Source organism: Paraburkholderia sp. FW306-02-B, from assembly GCF_058782725.1.
On sequence record NZ_JBYSXZ010000002.1, the window covers coordinates 2,658,303 to 2,679,359 of the forward strand.

Annotated in this window: 16 protein-coding genes and 1 pseudogene; 11 read left to right on the forward strand and 6 right to left on the reverse strand. The window is 61.3% G+C overall.

All coding sequences use genetic code 11. The annotated features are described in order from the left end of the window. Window positions 1-152 precede the first annotated feature (152 nt). The gene (locus AC3WOG_RS33240; protein ID WP_492581974.1) at window positions 153-767 is read right to left on the reverse strand and encodes a TetR/AcrR family transcriptional regulator; all 615 of its coding nucleotides are present in this window, start codon (window positions 765-767) and stop codon (window positions 153-155) included. A gap of 83 nt (window positions 768-850) precedes the next feature. Here AC3WOG_RS33240 and AC3WOG_RS33245 point away from each other — a divergent pair, with 83 nt between their 5' ends. The 4 genes from AC3WOG_RS33245 (at window position 851) to AC3WOG_RS33260 (ending at window position 3,677) form a co-directional block, all read left to right on the forward strand. Then, a complete protein-coding gene (locus tag AC3WOG_RS33245; RefSeq protein ID WP_492581975.1) occupies window positions 851-1,993 on the forward strand; it encodes an MBL fold metallo-hydrolase in 1,143 nt (380 codons plus the stop codon). 68 nt (window positions 1,994-2,061) lie between these two features. Then, window positions 2,062-2,232 (forward strand): hypothetical protein, encoded by a 171-nt coding sequence (locus tag AC3WOG_RS33250; protein WP_492581976.1) that lies wholly within the window; start codon window positions 2,062-2,064, stop codon window positions 2,230-2,232. Between the two features lie 403 nt (window positions 2,233-2,635). Further along, a complete protein-coding gene (locus tag AC3WOG_RS33255) occupies window positions 2,636-2,914 on the forward strand; it encodes a DUF1488 family protein (RefSeq protein ID WP_492582537.1) in 279 nt (92 codons plus the stop codon). A gap of 325 nt (window positions 2,915-3,239) precedes the next feature. Then, on the forward strand, window positions 3,240-3,677 hold the full coding sequence (locus AC3WOG_RS33260; RefSeq protein ID WP_492581977.1) for a YciI family protein: 438 nt from the start codon (window positions 3,240-3,242) through the stop codon (window positions 3,675-3,677). Window positions 3,678-3,730: 53 nt separating this feature from the next. Here the strand turns inward: AC3WOG_RS33260 and AC3WOG_RS33265 are convergent, their stop codons facing one another. Together AC3WOG_RS33265 and AC3WOG_RS33270 are read right to left on the reverse strand one after the other, a co-directional pair. Then, complete coding sequence (locus tag AC3WOG_RS33265) at window positions 3,731-5,647, reverse strand: potassium transporter Kup (protein WP_492581978.1); 1,917 nt, start codon at window positions 5,645-5,647, stop codon at window positions 3,731-3,733. A 314-nt stretch (window positions 5,648-5,961) separates the two neighbouring features. Continuing rightward, on the reverse strand, window positions 5,962-7,566 hold the full coding sequence (locus AC3WOG_RS33270) for an alpha/beta hydrolase family protein (RefSeq protein WP_492581979.1): 1,605 nt from the start codon (window positions 7,564-7,566) through the stop codon (window positions 5,962-5,964). A 350-nt stretch (window positions 7,567-7,916) separates the two neighbouring features. On the opposite strand from AC3WOG_RS33270, the gene AC3WOG_RS33275 reads away from it, so the two are divergent. Further along, a complete protein-coding gene (locus tag AC3WOG_RS33275; protein WP_492581980.1) occupies window positions 7,917-8,756 on the forward strand; it encodes an alpha/beta fold hydrolase in 840 nt (279 codons plus the stop codon). A gap of 357 nt (window positions 8,757-9,113) precedes the next feature. Next, entirely contained in the window at window positions 9,114-9,341 is a 228-nt protein-coding gene (locus AC3WOG_RS33280; RefSeq protein ID WP_492581981.1) for a hypothetical protein, read from the forward strand. Window positions 9,342-9,430: 89 nt separating this feature from the next. Here AC3WOG_RS33280 and AC3WOG_RS33285 read toward each other — a convergent pair whose 3' ends face one another. Both AC3WOG_RS33285 and AC3WOG_RS33290 read right to left on the reverse strand, forming a co-directional pair. Beyond that, on the reverse strand, window positions 9,431-11,656 hold the full coding sequence (locus AC3WOG_RS33285) for an NADP-dependent isocitrate dehydrogenase (protein ID WP_492581982.1): 2,226 nt from the start codon (window positions 11,654-11,656) through the stop codon (window positions 9,431-9,433). Between the two features lie 1,347 nt (window positions 11,657-13,003). Continuing rightward, on the reverse strand, window positions 13,004-13,909 hold the full coding sequence (locus AC3WOG_RS33290; protein WP_492581983.1) for a LysR family transcriptional regulator: 906 nt from the start codon (window positions 13,907-13,909) through the stop codon (window positions 13,004-13,006). A 127-nt stretch (window positions 13,910-14,036) separates the two neighbouring features. Here AC3WOG_RS33290 and AC3WOG_RS33295 point away from each other — a divergent pair, with 127 nt between their 5' ends. Both AC3WOG_RS33295 and AC3WOG_RS33300 read left to right on the forward strand, forming a co-directional pair. Further along, window positions 14,037-15,617: an MFS transporter gene (locus tag AC3WOG_RS33295; protein WP_492581984.1), complete on the forward strand. Its 1,581-nt coding sequence runs from the start codon at window positions 14,037-14,039 to the stop codon at window positions 15,615-15,617. A gap of 96 nt (window positions 15,618-15,713) precedes the next feature. Then, on the forward strand, window positions 15,714-16,205 hold the full coding sequence (locus tag AC3WOG_RS33300) for a cytochrome b (RefSeq protein WP_492581985.1): 492 nt from the start codon (window positions 15,714-15,716) through the stop codon (window positions 16,203-16,205). Between the two features lie 306 nt (window positions 16,206-16,511). On the opposite strand, the pseudogene AC3WOG_RS33305 reads toward AC3WOG_RS33300, so the two are convergent. Further along, window positions 16,512-16,670 (reverse strand): annotated as a pseudogene (locus AC3WOG_RS33305) (ferritin-like domain-containing protein); the annotation flags it as partial. Window positions 16,671-16,978: 308 nt separating this feature from the next. Here AC3WOG_RS33305 and AC3WOG_RS33310 point away from each other — a divergent pair. Genes AC3WOG_RS33310 through AC3WOG_RS33320 form a run of 3 tightly spaced genes read left to right on the forward strand, consistent with a single transcriptional unit; the run spans window position 16,979 to window position 21,044 of the window. Beyond that, window positions 16,979-17,467 carry an RNA polymerase sigma factor gene (locus AC3WOG_RS33310; protein WP_492581986.1) on the forward strand — a complete coding sequence of 163 codons (489 nt, stop codon included), beginning with the start codon at window positions 16,979-16,981 and terminating at the stop codon, window positions 17,465-17,467. Between the two features lie 4 nt (window positions 17,468-17,471). After that, on the forward strand, window positions 17,472-18,524 hold the full coding sequence (locus AC3WOG_RS33315) for a FecR family protein (RefSeq protein ID WP_492581987.1): 1,053 nt from the start codon (window positions 17,472-17,474) through the stop codon (window positions 18,522-18,524). 51 nt (window positions 18,525-18,575) lie between these two features. Then, on the forward strand, window positions 18,576-21,044 hold the full coding sequence (locus tag AC3WOG_RS33320) for a TonB-dependent siderophore receptor (RefSeq protein ID WP_492581988.1): 2,469 nt from the start codon (window positions 18,576-18,578) through the stop codon (window positions 21,042-21,044). Window positions 21,045-21,057 lie beyond the last annotated feature (13 nt).

Genomic DNA, 21,057 nt, shown 5'->3' on the forward strand with positions numbered 1-21,057 from the left:
GCCTGCTGTAGCGGAGGCGATGAAGCGTTTTCTTAAGACGCGGCCCGAGAGCAAACCGGGCGGGAATTCAGAAAATCGCCCGTCGAAATAAGTATAAACCCTAATGTCATGACGCACTTCACCAGGCTGGACAGCCCCGCGTCGCGCACCAATCATGCATAGCGCGCAAGAAACATATCGGCGGCGGATTCCGCTACCTGCTTCTGTTCCTCTTTGCTGAGAGGCGGCTGCCCCATCGTCACCTGCGGCCAGAAAGCGAACGCTTTCACGAGGCCCTGCAACTGCTGCGAGACGAACATTGGGTCCGATGTCTTGAGACGGCCATCGGCAGCGGCTGCACGTATCCACACAGTCAGGTCTTCTTCGCGCTCACCCATGCGGGCCACCATGTCGCGCGCGCGCTCCGGCGAATGAATGCCTGCCGCAATCGCAACGCGCGCGAGCGACAGGAATGCCTCGTCATTTAAAAGACTCAGCTTTTTCAACAGCAACTGGAGCAATTGCGCGCGCAACGGCTGAGAGCCGGAATAAGCGGGCACCTCTGCCGTATCACTCGATTCCCACAACTGCCGCAGGATGGCTGCGAACAGCGCTTCCTTGCTTGGAAAATGGTTGTAGACCGTGCGCTTTGAGACGCCCGCGCGGGCTGCGATGCGGTCCATGCTGGTTGCGTCGAAGCCGGCGCCGAGAAATTCTTCGATAGCCGCGCTGATCACGGCGGCGCGCTTGCGATCGGTCAGGCGTAGACGGGTATCACTGGTATTCATAGCTAAATTTTACACCGGGCAGTTTACTTTTTTTGGCAATAAACTACACTGCATAGTCTACTTTCTGCATCGGGACGCCTTACATGACATCTTTCACCGCTTCTATCCGCCGCGCTTTGGGCATGACGGCAGCGCGACGCGGGCGTGAATTGTTCGACTCGTCAGCACAGCATGACGGCGAGCGCTTTCGTAACGTCAAGCCGCGGCCCGTCGAAGGAATCGGCAAAATGTTGAGCATCGCGTGGAATGTGTTGCTCAACAAACCGGACGGCACTGCGCCCGCAAGCACCCTGCCCGTCGATGCGCTGACACGCGAACAGCTTGACGCGGCGCCTGAGCGCAGCCTGTATCGCCTCGGGCATTCGACCATGCTGCTCAAACTGCGCGGTCAGTTCTGGCTGACCGACCCGGTCTTCGCCGAACGTGCATCGCCGTTCAAGCGGTTCGGTCCAAAACGCTTTCATGCACCGCCCATTGAGCTCGCCGACTTGCCGCCACTGCGCGGCGTGATTCTGTCGCATGACCACTACGACCACCTGGACCGCGAGACGGTGCTTGCACTCGCCAGTAAAACGAGCGTGTTTCTGACGCCGCTGGGTGTCGGCGACCGACTGATCGAGTGGGGTATCGACGCGTCGAAGGTGCGCCAGTTCGACTGGTGGCAGGATGTAGAGATCGACGGTGTGGCGTTCACGGCGACACCTGCCCAGCATTTCTCCGGCCGCAGTCTTTTCGACGGCAACAGCACCTTGTGGGCCTCGTGGGTCATCGTCGACAGCGATCTGCGCGTGTTCTTCAGCGGCGACACGGGCTACTTCGACGGTTTCAGGACTATCGGCGAGCGGCTCGGTCCATTCAACGTGACGCTGCTCGAAACGGGCGCCTACGACGCCCAATGGCCGTACGTGCACATGCAGCCGGACGAAACCGTCCAGGCGCACCTCGATCTGCGCGGCCGCTGGCTGGCGCCGATTCACAACGGCACGTTCGATCTGGCGATGCATCGCTGGCAGGAACCGTTCGAGCGCGTGATGGGGCTCGCCGCCGCGCGCGGCATTCCGCTCGCGACGCCGCGCATGGGCGAGCGGCTGGATCTGGCCGCGCCGCATCGCGGTGAGCGGTGGTGGCGCGAAGTCGCCGAGATCGCCGAGATCGTGCAGGAGCCCAGGACGTTGCGGCGCTGGTTTGCCTGTCGCAATGCTGGGCAAGTCAATTCGCAGGGCTAACTATTCGCGCTCGCCGATACGGCGAACCAAGGCGCCTCTCCGCTCTGCGAGCGTCCTGGCTGGCCGGGGTGGGCCACTACAGCCTCGAAGACGCGCCTACGACAATCGCCGCGCAGAAGCACGTGGTCAGCGCGCACACGGGTACGGCGTTCGACTTTGCGGATAATCCGGCCGCAGCCGATCTGTCCACAAGTGAAAACCAGATGGTTTATCGCGTCGCGATGATCCACCGTTTCTGACGGCGCGCGCGGTAATAGTCGCGTTGCCACTGAGCTAGCCGCCCATCTGGTTACTATTTTTATCGACAACGGCAAGCTGCGCTCCGCGACCCATTTCGGCATGCAGCCCACGACATTGCCGCGGGCGAGTTGCTCATATCCAGCGAGCCGCTGATCGCATCGGGCCGGCTTCCCGGCAATGCGGCAGCATGGCTGGCAATCTCGTGAGTCTGCCGGGCTGAGCCGGATTTCGACCCGATTCAGCCCGGCCACGAATGCCTGTACGGAAGTCGCGCGCCGACTGCTTCAGTGTATTCACCCGGACGCGCTGGACGACCACTTCGCGACTAATGCCGGTTTTCCCACACATCGGAAATTGACGCTCCGTCATACTGACAGTTCGGGCGTATGTTGGGAGATCGCCATGTCGGTATATGTCGATGAAGGATTCAGACCCCGTGTCACGGAATGCGCGACCGTCGCCTTTCGTGTCTGCTTCGACGATCGCGCCCAGATCTTCGAGGTGAGCGCTGAGGCACTGATCAGATATTGCGGAGCCGCGAGCAGACGGCGGATGGACCTTCTGATCGCATTCGAAGACGCGCAGCTTGAAATATTGAAGGTGGCGGAGCTCAAGCAATCTTTCAAGCCGGCGGAGCCCATCAAGCTGGGTCTCGACGAATTCAGAATGGTCATGCACTAGGTGCCGGCGGCAACGGCACGGCCCAAGGCAACGACGGCGCGTGCCACCGAGGCAGCTACCTTCCCGCAGACTCCGGCATCCCGACAAAACGCTCTCCGCGCAATACGCGATGTGCGATGCGCGGATGTCAGGGCTATCTCTCCCGGTACGCCAATCCCAATGAGAAGACCGAGGGAATGACATGCGCGTGCACCCAATCTTTTGAAATCGGCGTCGATTTCAGGTAGCCCGATTCGTCGTAGTATCAGAGCCGCCCGTCGATCCTGAATCGACTTCGGGGCCCGGGGCCATACGGCTCCCACAACTCACTCAAGGAGAAACGACGATGAAAGTCATGGTGATGGTGAAGGCTACCAGCCAGTCGGAGGCCGGCAAAATGCCCAGCACGGAGCTGCTTACCGCAATGGGCAATTTCAATGAAGAACTCGTCAAGGCCGGCGTGATGCTCGCGGGCGAGGGCTTGCACCCGAGCGCAAGAGGCAAACGGGTGCGCTTCTCGGGCAGCCAGCGGACCGTGATCGACGGACCGTTCGCAGAAACCAAGGAACTCGTTGCCGGGTTCTGGCTGTGGCAAGTCAAGTCGATGGAGGAAGCCGTCGAATGGGTCAGGCGCTGCCCCAACCCCATGGAAGGCGAATCGGAGATCGAAATTCGCCCGCTGTTCGAGGCCGCCGATTTCGGTGCCGAATTCACGCCCGAGCTGCAGGCCCAGGAAGAACGCCTGCGCGCTGCGGCCGAAGGCGCGGCGAACAAGCCGCGCTGACGCGGGCACGCGGCCCCGAATCCCGAGACGCGCGCCGCGTGAGGCTTGGCGCATCAGATTTCCACACGTGCGCCCAACTCGATGACCCGATTGGCAGGCAGCTTCAAATAAGCCGCGACGTTGCCGACGTTGTGCAGCATGACCGCGAACAGCCGCTCGCGCCACATCGCCATGCCGCTGTCGCGCGTGGGCACCACGGTCGCCCGGCTGAGGAAATAAGACGTCTCCGCTGACTCGAAGGTGAGACCCGACGCCTTCAGCGCGCGCGGCAGATCGACCTCATCCATGAAGCCATAGGTGATCGTGATCTGGTAGCAGTCCGAGTCGAGCGGGTGCACGGTCACTCGCTCGCTCGCCGGAACCCACGGTATCTCCTCATTATTCACCGTCACGAAAACCACCCGATCGTGCAGCACGCGGTTGTGCATCAGATTGTTTATCAGCGAGTGCGGCACACCATCAGGATCAGCCGACAGGAAGATCGCCGTACCGCCGACCCGCATCGGCGAGCGGGCCAGCAGCTTCGCCAGGAACGGCTTGAGAGGCGTCGTCCCGGCCCTCACGCGCGCTTCGGCTCGCATCATCTCCCAGCCGCGCCCCCATGTCGCCATGATCGTGTAGATGATCAGCCCGACCAGAAGCGGGAACCAGCCGCCCTGCATCAGCTTCAGCAGATTCGCGGAGAAGAACGTTGCGTCGATGACGAAGAAAAATACGGTGGCGAAAACACACAGCAGCCAGTTGTAATGCCACGCGTAGCGCACGACGAAGAACGTGAGAACTGTTGTGATCAGCATCGTGCCGGTCACGGCGATACCGTATGCGGAGCCGAGCGCCGTCGATGAGCCGAAGCCGAGCACCGCGGCCACGACGGCAGCAAGCAATGTCCAGTTGATACCGGGCACGTAGATCTGCCCCATCTCCCTTTCCGATGTATAGACGACGTTCATGCGCGGCAGGAAGCCGAGTTGCATCGCCTGCTTCGTCATCGAATACGTACCCGAAATGACGGCTTGGGACGCGATGACGGTCGAGATCGTCGACAACACGATCATCGGATACAGCGCCCATTGCGGGAACAGCCGGTAGAACGGATTCTGCAGCGCCCCCGGATCGGCAAGCAGCAACGCGCCCTGCCCCAGGTAGTTCAACGCGAGCGCCGGGAACACCAGGCCGAACCAGGTCAACCTGATCGGCTTCGCGCCGAAATGTCCCATGTCGGCATACAGCGCCTCGGCGCCCGTCAGCGACAGCACGACCGCACCCAACGCAACGAAGGCCAGCCACCGGTGACGCAGGCAGAATGCGAGCCCGGTGAACGGATCGAGCGCAACCAGTATCGCGGGCGCCCTCGTCATATTGACGACGCCCACCACGGCAAGCACGATGAACCAGAGCACCATCACAGGCCCGAAGATATTACCGATGCCGGCTGTGCCGCGCTTCTGCATCAGGAACAGCGTGACCAGCGCGACCAGTGTCACCGGTATCACGTACGTCTTCAGAAACGGCGCGGCGACCTCCAGACCTTCGACCGCGCTCAGCACCGAGATTGCCGGCGTGATCACGCTGTCGCCGTAGAAGAGCGCTGCGCCCATGATGCCGACGCCCAGCAGCGTATGACGCAGCCGTGGCCGTGTCGCCACTGACGAAGCAGCGAGCGCCAGCAGCGCCATGATGCCGCCCTCGCCGTGATTGTTCGCGCGCAGAATCAGCGCGACATACTTGAGCGAGACAACGACAGTCAACGACCAGAAGATCAACGACACAATGCCGACCACGTTCAGCGCATTCAGTGTGAGTCCATTGGCCGGATCGAACACCGTCTGCAGCGTATAGAGCGGGCTGGTGCCGATGTCGCCATACACGATACCCAGCGCCGCAAGTGCGAGCGCGGGCATCGCCGGCCGGTGAGGTGCGGGTTCGCCGGGATGGCCAGCCTTGGCCCTGGCGGATACTGACTGGCTCATGTCTCGCTCCAGATTGGCGCTCCCGCGATGCAACGCACTCGAGGTGTCGCTGCGCCGTGAGGAACAGATCGTCGCGTGTTCGCTCTCGATCGATCTGAAAGCACGATCAATGATCAGTTGATTGGCTTGCTGCCTCAGTTGTTCAAAGTATAGGGAAGCAACAGCCGAAAAGCAGGTTCGATGTGACAGCGAAAAAAAGCGTGCCACGATGGCCCGTCACCTTCGGAACGCCGCCGCTTGCCGGTCGATTGCCGGTCGATTGCCGCTGTTCGGCCGATAAAGTCCGCCAAGCGGTTCGAATCTCGGCGGCGCGCCTAGAAGTTCGCGAAGAACGCCCGTGCGGCGACCATGCAGGACGACGCGACGAGTTCGCCATGGTAGGCCTGAAGCACCGCGGAGGCGCCGCCGTCGGTGGCGCCTGCGGCAACGGCCTGGCTGGCGAGCGTCGATTTGGCGAGCGCAAAACCTTGCTTGATCGGCGCGTAGACGTCGTTGGGCCCGGAGATCGGAGAATCGACATCCAGCACGGACGTGAGCCCCGCCGGCACTTTGGCGTTCAGCCAGTAGGCCTGTTCGATCTGTGCATTGAAGAAGAACACCGTGGGATCCGACTGCCCTCCGCAGAGCAGAACCGGCGAACGCGGAAGCCAGTTTCGCAAATCGTTTCGCTTGAATGCCTGACGCAAGGGGTGGGTCGGATTGGCAGCAGGTGCCAGGGCCACGGTTGCATCGGGGAAGGCGCCATCGGGATTGACGGATGCGTCTTCGAGAAGGCTCAGGCGATACTCGTTGCGCACGAGGTTTGCGCTGCCGAACCCTGAAGCAAACAGCGGCGTCAGTGCGGGAGGCACGAGGGGCGGCGAAGTCGGCGGCGTCATCGAGGCAAACTGCGGGGCGGGAGGGACGCTGCTGAAGAGTTGCGTCGCAGGCAGCTTCCCCTTCGCAAACAGGGTGTCGAGCGGCCTCACGTTGGGCAGCAGATTCTCGATGCCGGGCGCATAGGCAGCTTCGTAAAAGTCGCCGGGCTTGCGATAGAGGTTCTGGTACGCATGCTGGTAGCCCGTCACGATCAGCGTCGTGAACAGCGTCGAGCCCAGGTTCACTTCGCCTTCGATCAGCGCGTCGGCCGTGGCGGCGAGCGCATAGGGTCCCGATCCCGGCGCGGCAGCTGTCACGGTGACGCCCGCGGCTTGCAGCGCACGATGCGTCGCCATGGCAACGAAGCCGCCTTGCGAATAACCGGTGACAAAGAGCTTGCCGTTTTCCCGCGTTTTTCTTTCCGACCGCTCCGGCCTTTCCGTCTTCGCTTCGCTCAAGGCGATGCGCGCCGCCCGAAGCGAGTCGATCATATCGGCCGCTTGCTGGTCGGCGTTCAGGTAGGGGTGGTACGGCAAATCGGAGCCGGCATAGCCCGCGTAGTTGCTTGCTACCACGATATAGCCTTGGGCTGCGTACATGGCAGCGACGCTGATGCCCTCCGACGCGCCATCTCCGTTGGCAGGATCTCTTTGCGTCACGTCGGCGATGTTGTAGTTGCGATAGGCGGTGGTGCCGTGCGCGTAGAGCATGAGCGGGCGCCGGCCGCCACAAGCCGGACGTCCGCCAGGAATCATCAGGGCGGCGCTGGCGGTGGTCGGCTCCCCTGCGGCGCCGATTGTGCGGTAGCGGAGATACACGATCTCCACGTTGCAAGCGGGGGCGCCGGCGAGCTGGGCGAGTTGCTGGCCGGAGGCGGTCGAAGCCAGCAGCTTCGAGAATGCCGCTGCGCTCAGGCGTAGTGTGGTGCGTTGATCGAGGAGTTGGCCGCGGGGATGGCAATGTGCGGCATTGCATCTGGCGTCGTCTTGTCCGTAGACGGTGGCGCTCAACATGGAGCAGGTCAGGAATGCCAAGGCCGCGTTTCGCAATGCTACAGGCATGTGAGGCTCCGTGTTGTTCGTGTGACAGCAGTTGGGGGTGCCTTCCAGAGTGAGATGAGTATAGGTAAAGCGGTCATGCAGGGCTAGCGTCGTCTTTGGCGACTTTTGCAATGAAATGGTTCAGAAAGGTTGGCCGGTATGCGCGGTTTGAAGCGGCCGACACTCCGCGCTCGTCGACGGCGGGCAATGCGACGACGCGACACGGACTCGAACAGACAACGCATCGCTAAAGACGACGCATCGACACCGCACCCGGCATCGCATGGACAAAGCTAGAATCCGCAGGGATGCGTCAGACCGCATGGCACTCCTCTCCAGCAGATCGCGAGACAACCGGAACCAGGCACAACATGAAATCCTACGACGACAACCTCGAGCATTTCGACGCGCATGGCGCCGCACCTCTGCCTGCCTCGAGCGACCAGGGCTACGTGGAGCACGATGGTGCGCGCATCCTGTATATGACATACGGAACCGGCTCTCCGGTGATTCTGCTGCATGGCGGTCTCGGCCATAGCGGCAACTGGGGCTATCAGGTACCCGCGCTGGTCAGCTCGGGGCATCGCGTTGTACTCATCGATAGCCGCGGCCATGGCCGCAGTACGCGCGATTCACGGCCCTACATGTACGAGTTGATGGCGTCCGACGTTCTGGCCGTGATGGACACATTGCAGCTTGAACGAGCGGCCATCGTGGGCTGGAGCGATGGCGCATGCGTCGCCATGATCCTCGGCATGAAAGCCCCCGAGCGAGTGGCGGGCGTATTTTTCTTTGGCTGCAACATGGACCCCAGCGGTACCAGGGAATTCACGCCGAGCCCGGTCATCGACCGGTGTTTCAGCCGGCATGCCAAAGACTATGCGCAACTCTCGGCCACGCCGGACGACTTCAATGCGTTTGTCGGCGCGGTCAGCGAGATGATGAAAACCGAGCCCAATTATTCCGCGCGCGATCTGGCTGAGATCCGTGTGCCGGTTGCGATCGTGCAAAGCGAGCATGACGAATTCATCAAACACGAACATGCCGACTATCTCGCCCGCAGCATTCCCGGCGCGGAATTGATTCTGCTTGCTGGCGTGAGCCACTTCGCGCCACTGCAAAGACCGGATCAGTTCAACAGCGTGATACTGGCTTTTCTCAGCAGGGTTCTTGTCGAACGGAATGGCGCGCGGGATTGCGCTTCACCTTGACTCCGCGATGGCTTAGGTCACACCAATCAACCAAAATTTCACGATGTGGCATGACGCCTTGCGCTGTAAAAAATCGTGGTGCAAGGCACAAATTTGCCATTTCGTAATGTCGCCCCACGTTGCACATCGCAAAATGACACGCGCATATAATTGTTTTTAAATGATATTTTTTGATCGAATGAACCGTCTAACAACGCCTTGCGACGCGAGCTGCTGACGTAGACTCTTTTACATGAGTTAGCGCTTCACGCGGTCGGGTCGAAACGGATAGGACGAAAACGCTGCTGAGCTTGTCCCCGCCGCCCGCAAGAAGCCGCCACGACATCGCGGTTTTTATTGGCAATTGGGAGACTAAAAATGAAAGGCTTTCGTTTTGGTTCGACGCAGGGAGCGTTCTACATTTTGCCGGGACAGGATGGTTGGGAGGCAACCTTCGGCAACGAGACGCTCGGTGAGTTTTCCAGCCCGCAACATGCGGCCGACGACCTCGCGCGCGGCTTGACCTGCCCGCATCTGTCCGAGGTCGACACGTCGACGCTCGAGATTCCGGAAAAAATCAGCGATTGGGAAATCGTTCACGTGTGATGACGGCAGGCATGCCGGCCGTCCACGTGCAAGTGGCAGCGACGATGGCGCTCACGAGCGCCATCGTCGTGTTGACCGCCTTCAGTGCTTTAGGCGACAGCGTCCACGATCTTGTTCAACGTCGAGCTCGGGCGCATTGCCTTGCTCGTCAGTTCAACGCTCGGACGATAGTAGCCGCCGATATCCACCGGTTTGCCTTGCGCTGCGCCCAACTCTTCGAGAATCTTCGCTTCGTTGTCGGCCATCGCGTTCGCAACGCCGGCGAACTGCGCCTGCAGCGCCGCGTCTTCGGTTTGCGCAGCGAGCGCCTCGGCCCAGTACATCGCCAGGTAGAAGTGGCTGCCGCGATTGTCGATACCGCCAACCTTGCGCGCCGGCGACTTGTCGTTATCGAGGAACTTGCCGGTCGCCTGATCCAGCGTCCTGGCCAGAACCGCCGCCTTCGGGTTGTGATAAGCATTGCTCAGGTGTTCGAGCGACGCAGCCAGCGCGAGGAATTCGCCGAGCGAATCCCAACGCAGGAAACCCTCTTCGACCAGTTGCTGAACGTGCTTCGGCGCCGAACCGCCGGCACCGGTTTCGAACATGCCGCCACCCGCCATCAGCGGGACGATCGACAGCATCTTCGCGCTGGTGCCCAGTTCCATGATCGGGAACAGGTCGGTCAGGTAGTCGCGCAGCACGTTGCCGGTGACCGAAATCGTGTCCTTGCCGGCGCGAATGCGCTCGAGCGAGAAACGGGTCGCTTCGACCGGCGTCATGATGCGGATATCCAGACCGCTGGTGTCGTGATCCTTCAGGTATTGCTCGACCTTCCTGATGATCTGCGCGTCATGCGCGCGAGCCGCGTCCAGCCAGAAAATAGCGGGCGTGCCGGTAGCGCGTGCGCGGTTCACCGCGAGCTTGACCCAATCCTGGATCGGTGCGTCCTTGGCCTGGCACATGCGCCAGATGTCGCCTGCTTCGACCGGTTGCTCGAGCAGAACCTGACCCGCCGTATCGATCACGCGAACCACGCCGTTCGCCGGAATCTGGAACGTCTTGTCATGTGAACCGTATTCTTCCGCGGCTTGCGCCATCAGGCCGACGTTGGGCACGGTGCCCATCGTGACCGGGTCGAACGCGCCGTGTTTCTTGCAGTCTTCGATCACAGCCTGGTAGACACCTGCGTAGCAACGGTCCGGAATGACCGCTTTGGCGTCGTGCAGTGCGCCGTCCGCGCCCCACATTTTGCCCGACTCGCGAATCATGGCCGGCATCGACGCGTCGACGATCACGTCGCTCGGCACGTGCAGGCTCGTGATGCCCTTGTCCGAATTGACCATCGCCAGCGGCGGGCGCTGTTCATACTGCGCCTTGATATCCGCTTCGATCGCTTCACGCGTTTCGGCCGGCAGATCTTTCAGGCGCGCGTACAGATCGCCGATGCCGTTGTTCGGATTGAAGCCCACTTGCGCCAATGCGTCCGCGTGCGTGGTCAGTACATCCTTGTAGAACACCGACACCACGTGACCGAAGATGATCGGATCCGACACCTTCATCATGGTGGCTTTCAGGTGCACGGAGAACAGCACGCCCTTGCTCTTCGCATCGGCGATCTCTGCTTCGATGAAGCTGCGCAACGCGTTCTTGCTGATCACCGAAGCGTCGATGATCTCGCCCGCCTGCACGGCCGTTTTTTCTTTCAGGACCGTTTTCGTGCCGTCAGTAGCCGTCAATTCGATCTTCACGCTGCCGGCCGCCGCGATCAGCGCGGATTTTTCGCTGCCGTAGAAATCGCCGCTGCTCATGTGCGCCACGTGCGACTTCGAGTCCGCGCTCCATGCACCCATCTTGTGCGGGTGCTTGCGTGCGTAGTTCTTGACCGACAACGGCGCGCGGCGATCCGAATTGCCTTCGCGCAGCACCGGGTTCACCGCGCTGCCCTTGATCTTGTCGTAGCGGGCCTTGACGTCTTTTTCAGCGTCGGTCTTCGCTTCGTCCGGATAGGCCGGCAGCTTGTAGCCCTGGTCGCGCAGTTCCGTGATTGCGGCCTTCAGTTGCGGCACCGACGCGCTGATGTTCGGCAGCTTGACGATGTTCGCTTCCGGGCGCGTGGTGAGCGCACCCAGTTCCGCCAGATCGTCGGAACCCTTTTGTTCCGCGGTCAGATAATCCGGAAATGCAGCGATGATCCGGCCGGCAAGCGAGATATCACGCGTTTCAACGATCACGTCGGACGAGCGCGTGAAAGCCTTGACGATCGGGAGCAACGAGTAAGTCGCCAGTGCAGGCGCTTCGTCGGTAAGGGTGTAGATGATCTTTGGCGTGGACATGTTTAATGCTTTGCTTGGTGAAATGAAAGACAGAGCGTTGGTAGCGCTGAGCCAGCGAGGTTGCGACGAACGGCGCAAATGCCGCGCGACCCGCGGCACTACTTTTTACGGCCCGCACGTGAGTATATGCGTGTTTTCCAGTACTCGCTGCTAGATAAACATATCCCAGGGACGCCCTAAAGGCGGCCGAAGCCCGCCAGGTATGGGTTAGAGGCTATCTCGCCAGGTCTTTCATCAGATGTCTTATACATGACTTGAATGTGGTTTTATTGTTAATACGAATCAGATGTATTACTATTTTTGAGTGTTTGCCGTCGGTGGTTGTGTGCCTGTGGTGGTGGCTTTTTCTTGTTCTGTGTGCCAGCGGCGTTGGCCTTTCCTTGATTTCCTGGTGGTCTGTTAGCTTCGCCCCTGTGCTGTTTGCCTTCGCAGCGCTTATTGTCTGTGTGCCTGCGGCGTTGGCCTTTCCTTGATTTCCTGGTGGTCTATTAGCGTCGCCCCTGTGCGGGGCAGGCACTTACTTTCTTTGCCGCCGCAAAGAAAGTAAGCAAAGAAAGCGGCTTCACACCGCCAATTCTTAAGCGGGTCCCCTGGCTTGGAGGAGGTAGTGGAACATCTGGAATCAGTGTTCTCGCACACTCCGCCTTAGTGACAAGGCCGTCATGCTTCCGGCGGCGCTGCGCGCGCCGTGGCGGTACTTCATCAAACTGCCAGGCGGTTTGGGCACAGCGGGTCCTCATAAAACCGTCAGCCGGCTTTGGTGCCTTCGCCTGGTTTGGCGCGGTGTCTCCTCGTCTCCCCCATGCATCGCCGACGCGCTAGCGTCCCACGCGGGGGTGGTGGCTCGCACTCATACACTTGCGCGCCTCGCCAAGGCGAAGCCGACGGCCCCACCACCACGCACAAGCGAAACCACGGGTTTCCCTCGCAGCCCCATCCGCGACGCACGCAGTGCGGAGCGGGAAGAATGATGCCGGAAGCACATACCCGCTATCGGTTTTGAGAAGCGCCGCCGGAAGCGTCGAGCGAAAAGTTGACGCGAAAACGGCCGGCGGTTTGATGAAGTACCGCTGCGGCGCGCGCAGCGCCGCCGGAAGAATGACTGCCTTGTCACCAGCGCGGAATGCGCGAGAACACCGATTCCAGATGCTCCACTACCTCCTCCAGGCCAGGGGACCCGCTTAAGAACTAGCGGTGTGAAGCCGCTTTCTTTGCTTACTTTCTTTGCGGCGGCAAAGAAAGTAAGTGCCTGCCCCGCACAGGGGCGACGCTAATAAACCAATATCAAATCAAGGAAAGGCCAACACCGTAGGCACACAGACATAAGCCCCGCGAAGGCAACCAAACTCAAGCGAAGAGCATCGAGGGAATCTCGGCAACAAGCGCATCAATCGCGCAGCGAGTTTTCAACGACAAATACCGCGTCTTCGGCCAGACCACATGAATCTCCTGCGAAGGATGAAAACAGTTCTCCATGACCGCCACCAGCTCACCCGTTTTCACATACCGCGCGAGCAACCAACTCGGCAGCCACGCCAGCCCAAATCCCGCAATCGCGGCATCAACAATCCCCTGCACATCGTCGAAACTGAGTTGCGGTTGAATATCCGCGCGGCGGATTTGCCCGTCGACATCCCGCACGTCCCACGGCTCCGCGATCCCGGCTCGCGAGTAAGCAATGACCCGGTGACCGCGCAGTTCATCAACGTTCGCCGGCGTGCCGTGCCGCGCCAGATAGGAAGGCGCCGCGCCGATGCTCGCACACTGCACGCCAAGCCGCCGCGCAGCGAGGCTGACACTGTCCATCAACGGACCAATCCGCACAACGAGATCGAAACCGTCCTCCACCAGATCCACAAAGCGATCAGAAATCGAAATGTCGATCCTCAATTGCGGATGTCTGCGCGCGAGTCCGAGCAGCACCGGCGCCACGCAGTGATGGCCGAAGGCAAGCGGCACACTCACCCGCAAACGACCTTGAGGTTCACGCCGCCCCGAGTCCAGATCGGCTTCGGCGGCTTCCAGTTCGGCGAGCGCGCGCACGCAGCGGTCGTAATAGGCCTGGCCGTCCTCGGTGAGACTTTGGCTGCGGGTCGTGCGATGAAGCAAGCGCACGCCGAGCCGTTTTTCGAGCCGCACAATCACCTTGCCGACGGCCGAGCGCGTCAGGTTCATGCGCTCAGCGGCCAATGCAAAACTGCCCGTTTCCACCACGCGGACAAACGTCGTCACACCATCGAGCATGTCGCTCATACATGCACCTTATTGGTTCCACTGAGGACGCATTTCTGGGAAATATGTTCATCAATGGGGACTTTAATTCCCTCTATAGTACGCAGTCAACGTTGGCTAAGCCCATCGACTTTCGAGGTGAATTCGTATGCCCAGGTATCGACCCGTCCGCAAAAACATGATCGCGTTGGGCGCCGTGTGCCTTTCCTCGCTCATGTTCGGCCTTGAAATCTCCAGCGTGCCGGTGATTCTGCCCACCCTCGAACGCGTCTTGCACGGCGACTTCAAGGGCATGCAATGGATCATGAATGCCTATACGCTCGCGGTGACAACGGTGCTCATGGCGACAGGAACGCTTGCGGATCGATTCGGCCGCAGACGTATTTTCGTCGTCGGCATCGCGCTGTTCGGCATCACCTCGCTGATCTGCGGCCTGGCTCAAAGCGTGCCGACGCTGATCGTCGCGCGGCTGTTGCAGGGCGCGAGCGGCGGCGCGATGCTGATCTGCCAGGTGGCCGTGCTCTCGCACCAGTTCAGCGAGGGCGCCGAGCGCGCCAAAGCGTTCAGCGCGTGGGGCATCATCTTCGGGATCGGGCTCGGCTTTGGGCCGATCATCGGCGGAATAATCGTTGCGGTGTCGAGTTGGCAATGGGTCTTCTGGGTCCACGCGCTGCTCGCCATTGTCACGCTGACGCTTGTCTTCAACGGCGTGCAGGAATCGCGCGATCCGCACGCCCACACGCTGGATGTCGCTGGCATTGTCACGCTTTCGCTGTCGGTTTTCGGTCTCGTGTACTTCATCACGCAGGGCTCGGACCTCGGCTTCACGAGCGCCCACGCGGTCTACATCATGGCGGCGACGGCGGTCGCGTTCGTGGCCTTTCTCTTCGCGGAGCAACTCAGTGCTCGCCCCATGTTCGATTTTTCGGTGTTCAGGATTCGAAACTTTTCGGGTGCGCTAATGGGTTCAGTGGGGATGAATTTCAGCTTCTGGCCGTTCATGATTTATTTGCCGATCTATTTCCAGATCGGTCTTGGCTATGACAGCGTGAGAGCCGGGCTTGCACTGCTTGCCTACACGTTGCCGACCTTGCTGTTTCCGCCGATCGGCGAGCGCCTTGCGCTGCGCTACGGATCGGGAATCGCGATACCTGTGGGCCTGTTTACGATCGGCCTCGGCTTCATGCTGATGAAATACGGCAGCAACGCCGCGCATCCGGGCGTGTTGAACATGCTGCCTGGCTGTTTGCTTGCCGGCGCGGGACTGGGTTTGACCAACACGCCTGTGACTAACACGACGACCGGTTCGGTTCCGGTGGAACGCGCGGGCATGGCTTCCGGCATCGACATGAGCGCGCGGATGATTACGCTCGCTATCAATATCGCGTTGATGGGCGCGATACTCGTGACTGGCATCCTGTTCAATTTGAAGGCCCGCTTTCCGGCGACGCTCGACGCCGCGGCGCTCGGCCACTTGGCGGAGAAGATCGCGGCTGGCAACGTCGAAGCCATCGGACAGGGGCTTCCGGCGTTAGCACGGCTCGACCCGTCTGGCAGCGCTGTTCACGCGGCATTGATTGAGGGATTCGGCTGGGTGATGCTGTATGGCGGCGTCGGTGTCTGGGTGCTGGCGGCGCTTAGCTTTGTGATTTCTGGAAGCGCTTCGAGGAGGATCGGCAAAGTTGGAATGCAGGCAACGAGCCCGTCCCTGCCATGCGATTCCCGTTGAAGCTGATGTTGAGAAGTACCGCTCGGCGCGCGCAGCGCCGCCGGAAGAATGACTGCCTTGTCACCAGCGCGGAGTGCGCGAGGGCACATCGCTACGGTGCTGATCGTGCTTTTCCCGCTGCGGGTGTGCTGGAAGTTCATGCGAATCGAGCCGCGCGCGCTTCCCGGTGCATCCGACGTGCAGCGTGCGCTGGCACACCGAGTGCGCATGTTGATCGACATAACGATCTTTGCCGTGCTGGCGAGCGGTTTCTTGATGGTCCCGAACGGTTATTCGTTTTTCGGTCTGGTCGAGATTCACACACCATTCGTGAAAGGTGCGCTCACCGACAAACTCTTCGTCATACACCGCGCAAGTTGCGCACCGCTGGCAGGGCTGGTTGTGCTGCACATACTCGCGGTCGTCAAGCATCAGTTGATCGCCCGTAACGACGTGTTGCGAAGAATGCTGTCCAGTGCCGCCACGGGGGATCTGCAGTGCTTTTCTGCTTGCCGCCCTACATCGGGCCTGCCCATGGGAACAGTCTGGAACTGGCTGGCCAGCGTCTCTTGTTTGTTCGGAACCCTGACTATCGCGGCCCTCATTTGAGCGTCGCTCGATGTTAAGGGTTGTTCATGAACAGCGCAGCATAGATAGGCACAGAACATATTATCGAGGCGCCTTAGTTGTATTAGCTGGGACTCGACCGGCCAGACAATGTCAGCGGAGATATCGTCCACTCCCGACCATGGGAATGGTTTTCCGGGGCGAGGAGAACCTCAAGCCTGCGCCGCTGGCGCACCGCTTCGCGGCCTCGGGCTTGACCTTCTCCTCGCCCCGGAAAGGCGGCTATCAAGTCGGGAATGACGAAATGAACTGACACTGTCTGTCGAGTCAAGTGCTGCTGTCTACACCTTAGTCATCGATCTCTGACATGGCGGATTGCACGAAATTTTCAATGCCGACCTTCGCGATCAAATCGAGTCTCGTTTCAAGCCAGTCAATGTGCTCTTCAGTGTCGTCGAGGATCTTTGTCAGGGTATCGTGCGACACATAGTCCTGTACTGACTCGCAACGAAGAGCACAGCCGGCGCGCGTCAAGACACGTTCCAGATGCTCATCACGGAAGGGGGAAACGCGGATGGGTTCGCTTCGCGGCAGCGTCATCAACGGACGAGCACGAACTATCTGAGGCTGTTCCTTAAGAGAACCTTAAGCACATTTCGCTGCGGAGCGTATGGCTCGGCTCGTCACCTCAAACTATCGGCCAGCTTGCATTTACTTGACATCAGACGATAAATGAGAATAATTGTCATTTGCGTTATCGTGCATTTTTATGTAATTCACATCAAAAACCGCTCACCGCCGCTGGTTTCCACATCGTGCAACCATCCACTCAAATCCTCATCTCGCACTACGCCGAGCTAGTCGACTTCCTGTCGCATCGAACCGGCTCACGCGAAACCGCGCAGGACTGTGCCCAGGAAACTTATCTGAAGCTGGTCGGCGCGGAAATGCCCGCGGCGCTCAAGTGCATCAAGGGATACGTATTCCGGGTGGCGTCGAATGTCGCGATGGATTGGCATCGGCAGAATCGGCGCCAGCGTGCGATGACCGAGGATTACGCCGCCATGCGCAGTGGCGACAGCGCACCGGACGTCGCCGAGACAGCGGTCGCCAGCCAGACGGTCAAACGGCTTGAGGCCGCGATCCTCGCTCTACCGCTGCGCGCACAACAGGCCTTCCTGCTTCATAAGCTCGAAGGCCAGACCCACAGCGAGACCGCCGCGCTCATGTCGATCTCGGTGAAAGCCGTCGAAAAGCACATGATGCGAGTGCTGCTGGCCTGCCGCATGGCGTTGAAGGATTAGCGGCGTGAACGACCGCACATCGGCAACCCGCAATTCGAACGGCACGCGCGCGCCGCGCAACCCAGCACGCGCCGCCGCATCCGACCGGCGGCCGGATGAACTCGAAGAAATTGCGTCGCGCTGGGTGGTGCTGAACACCGGTGGTGAACCCAATGAGCAGGATCGCCATGCTTTCTCAGCGTGGTATGCCGCCGATGCGCGGCACGCGCAGCTCTACGACGAACTGCTGGATATCTGGCACAAGCTGTCCGCGGTCGACGCCGGCGCGATCCGCGCCAAACGGCGCCGCAACAGATCCAGCACCGCGATCATGTCGCTCGCGGTGCTGGCCTTCCTACTCACCGGCAGCGCGCTGCTGTACCGCGACTCGTTGCGGGTGCTGGCGCTCGCCGACGCCGCCACCGCGATCGGCGAAGTGCGCACGGTCGAACTCGCCGACGGCTCCAACGTCACGCTCGACGCCCAGTCGGCGATCGCCGTCGAGCTGACGCCAACTGCGCGCAATATCCGTTTGTTGCGCGGCCGCGCGCTGTTCGAGGTCGCGCACGACCCGTCCAAACCCTTCGTGGTACGTACCAGCGACGCCGAGGCCACCGCGCTCGGCACGCGCTTCACGGTCGAAGCGCTGGCCGGGCATTCGCGTGTCGCCGTACTGCAAAGCCGTGTCGCGCTGCGCTGCACGGCCTGCGACGAGCCCTCCGCGGCGCGCGTGCTGAGTCCCAGTGACGAGGTCGATGTCACGCTGCTGGGCGTGAGCACGCCGCGGACCACCGACGCCGCCGCCATCGCGGGCTGGGCACAAGGCACGCTGACTTTCGAAAACGTGAGCTTGCGCGACGCGCTGGCCGACTTGCAGCGCTACACGCACCGGCGCATCTGGCTCGCCGAGCGGAGCGCCGGCGAGCGCCGGGTGTCCGCGCTGGTCGACCCGCACGACCCGGATACCGCCGTGCGTGTGCTCGCCGCCGCCGCGAAACTCGACGTGCGCGCCATGCCCGGCGTGCTGTTGGTCGGTTCGCTGGTCGGTTCACCGAAAAATATTTTTGCAAACCGGTAGGGGGATGTGCCCCGGCAAACGTCATACGGGAAAGACCACTTAGGAAACCCGATGTCGTTTCAGACCAGACTCAATCGACGGATCCGTCAACCGGCCTCCACGCTGCCGCTCGTCAGCCGCAAGTCCGGCACGCAAGCCGCTATCGTGCTCGCCTGCGCGCTCGCTTTTGCGCCGCTTCATCTGCATGCACAGACCGCCTCAACCGGCACGGTCAGCGTGGATCTACCCGCGCAGCCGCTCGGCAAGGCGCTGCTCGAACTGGGGCGGCAGGCGCATATGCAGGTGTCGTTCTCGCCCGAAGCCGTAGCCGGCAAAACCGCGCCCGCGCTGAAAGGCACGATGGCGCAGCAAGCCGCGCTCGACGCCTTGCTGCAAGGCACCGGCCTGCGCTACCAGAAAACCGCGGACAATGCGGTCACCGTCGAAGCAGCTGAAGCAACTGAAACGACGGGCGCAGCGACTGCGGCCCCGGTTGCCGCAGCCACGGTCGTCACCGCCGCTGACACGGCATCAGGCACCGCGGGCACGCTGAACACGGTCGCGGTGCAAAGCACCCGGCCCTCGCTGTACGCGGTGCCGGACGTCAACGTCGGCGCGCTCGGCTCGAAAGATCCGAAAGACCTGCCGATGTCGGTCGAATCGTATTCGAGCGAACTGATCACCGCTCAGGCATCGCGCACCTTGATGGACGTGCTGAAGAACGATCCGTCGGTGCAGAACACCGCCGTGGGCGGCGCGATGGACAACATCAGCATCCGCGGCTTTCCGATCGACTGGACCAACACGATGCGCCGCGACGGCATGCCGGTGGCGCCCTACTACGACATACCGCTCGAAAACACCGAACGCATCGACGTGCTGAAGGGACCGTCGGGCTTCCTGTACGGCGTGAATTCACCGGGCGGCACGGTCAACTACGTGATCAAGCGGCCGACGCGCGACCGCTTCGTCAGCACCACCGCCGAAATCCGCAGCTACGACGGCTACTACGGCGCAGTCGACACCGGCGGTCCGATCGGCGACGGACAATTCGGCTACCGCTTCAACGTGGCGGGCGAGAAAGTCGGCAACTTCAACCATAGCGGCGACCGCACGCGCACCTTCGTGAGCGGCGCGCTCGACTGGGCGATCACGCCGCGCGCGCTGCTGCGCCTCGACTTCGACTATCAGGACAAGAAGCTCGCCGCGCAGCCGGTGATCGGCTTGCAACCGGACGGCTCGCTGCCGCCTCAATTCGATCCGCGCACGCTGCTCGGCCAGCCGTGGCTGCAATACCGCAGCAGCACGTTCAACCTCGGCGCCCACTTCGACTATAAGATCTCGGCGAACTGGAGCTTCACCACGCAGATCGCGCAGTCGTACAACAACCGCGACGCCGCGTTTCCCGATGTCTACTCGGTCGCCGCCAATGGCGACATCCTGAGCGGCGACATCTATCTGTCGCCGGACCAGAGTTTCCGGGTCCTGTCGACCAACACGTTCGTGTCGGGCAATTTCAACACGGGCCCGCTCAAACACCAGCTCGTGACCGGCATCTCGACCCGCAACTACGATTCGCACGAAGCGGGTTTTGCTGCCATCCCTCTGACAGTCGGCAACATCTTCAATCCGGTTTATTCGCCGGCGCCCACGGACACGGTGTTCCCACAGAAAACGGTAACGAAGAACTTCCAGCCGAGCGTGTTCATCAGCGACCTGATCGATATCGGCTCGCAGTGGAGCGTGATGCTCGGCGTGCGTCACGTGAAATATCGCAACGACTCGTATCCGGCGTCCGGCGCGGCGTCGCATTACGAAACCAGCGTCAACGTGCCGTCGGCGGGGCTGATCTTCAAGCCGCTACCGAATGTCTCCACCTACCTCAGCTACGCCGAAGGTTTCGAACAGGGTGGCGTTGCGCCGTACAACACGCTCAATGCCGGTACGTATCTCTCGCCAGTTAAAAGCAAGCAGTACGAGGCGGGCGTGAAGGCCGACATCGCCAACCGCGTAAGCGTCAATGCCGCCGTGTTCCGCATCGAAAAGACGCTGCAGTACGTCAACAGCGCGAACTATTACGTGCAAGGCGGCACGCAGCGCCATACCGGCGTCGAGCTGACCGCGAATGGACGGATTACGCGCGATCTGTCGGTGGTGGCCGGAGCGGCGTATCTCGATACCGTGCAGGAAGACACCGGCGACCCGTCTACCTCGGGCAAGCGCGCGGCCAACGTACCGCGCTTTCAGGCGAACGCGTTCCTCGATTACCGCATTCCGGTCGTCACGGGCCTGAGCGTCGACACCGGTGTCTATTACGTCGGTAGCCGGCCGTTGAACGCGCAGAACTCCGTCGATCTGCCGGGCTATGTCCGGTTCGACGCGGGCGTTCGCTACCTCACGCGCATCGGCGGGCTGTCCACCGTATTTCGCGCCGGCGTGCAGAACCTGACCGACAAGCGCTACTGGGCCGCGGCGAACTACAGTTCGGTGTGGCCGGGCACGCCGCGCACCTTCTTCCTGTCCGCCCAGATCGACATGTAGCGCCCCCGCTTCA

Bases quoted from the DNA above. Each gene is read 5' to 3' on its own strand.
- AC3WOG_RS33290 (WP_492581983.1), bottom strand. From the start codon at position 13,909: ATGAGCGACATGCTCGATGGTGTGACGACGTTTGTCCGCGTGGTGGAA.
- AC3WOG_RS33245 (WP_492581975.1), top strand. From the start codon at position 851: ATGACATCTTTCACCGCTTCTATCCGCCGCGCTTTGGGCATGACGGCA.
- AC3WOG_RS33275 (WP_492581980.1), top strand. From the start codon at position 7,917: ATGAAATCCTACGACGACAACCTCGAGCATTTCGACGCGCATGGCGCC.
- AC3WOG_RS33260 (WP_492581977.1), top strand. From the start codon at position 3,240: ATGAAAGTCATGGTGATGGTGAAGGCTACCAGCCAGTCGGAGGCCGGC.
- AC3WOG_RS33265 (WP_492581978.1), bottom strand. From the start codon at position 5,647: ATGAGCCAGTCAGTATCCGCCAGGGCCAAGGCTGGCCATCCCGGCGAA.
- AC3WOG_RS33285 (WP_492581982.1), bottom strand. From the start codon at position 11,656: ATGTCCACGCCAAAGATCATCTACACCCTTACCGACGAAGCGCCTGCA.
- AC3WOG_RS33270 (WP_492581979.1), bottom strand. From the start codon at position 7,566: ATGCCTGTAGCATTGCGAAACGCGGCCTTGGCATTCCTGACCTGCTCC.
- AC3WOG_RS33240 (WP_492581974.1), bottom strand. From the start codon at position 767: ATGAATACCAGTGATACCCGTCTACGCCTGACCGATCGCAAGCGCGCC.
- AC3WOG_RS33280 (WP_492581981.1), top strand. From the start codon at position 9,114: ATGAAAGGCTTTCGTTTTGGTTCGACGCAGGGAGCGTTCTACATTTTG.
- AC3WOG_RS33320 (WP_492581988.1), top strand. From the start codon at position 18,576: ATGTCGTTTCAGACCAGACTCAATCGACGGATCCGTCAACCGGCCTCC.
- AC3WOG_RS33255 (WP_492582537.1), top strand. From the start codon at position 2,636: ATGTCGGTATATGTCGATGAAGGATTCAGACCCCGTGTCACGGAATGC.
- AC3WOG_RS33295 (WP_492581984.1), top strand. From the start codon at position 14,037: ATGCCCAGGTATCGACCCGTCCGCAAAAACATGATCGCGTTGGGCGCC.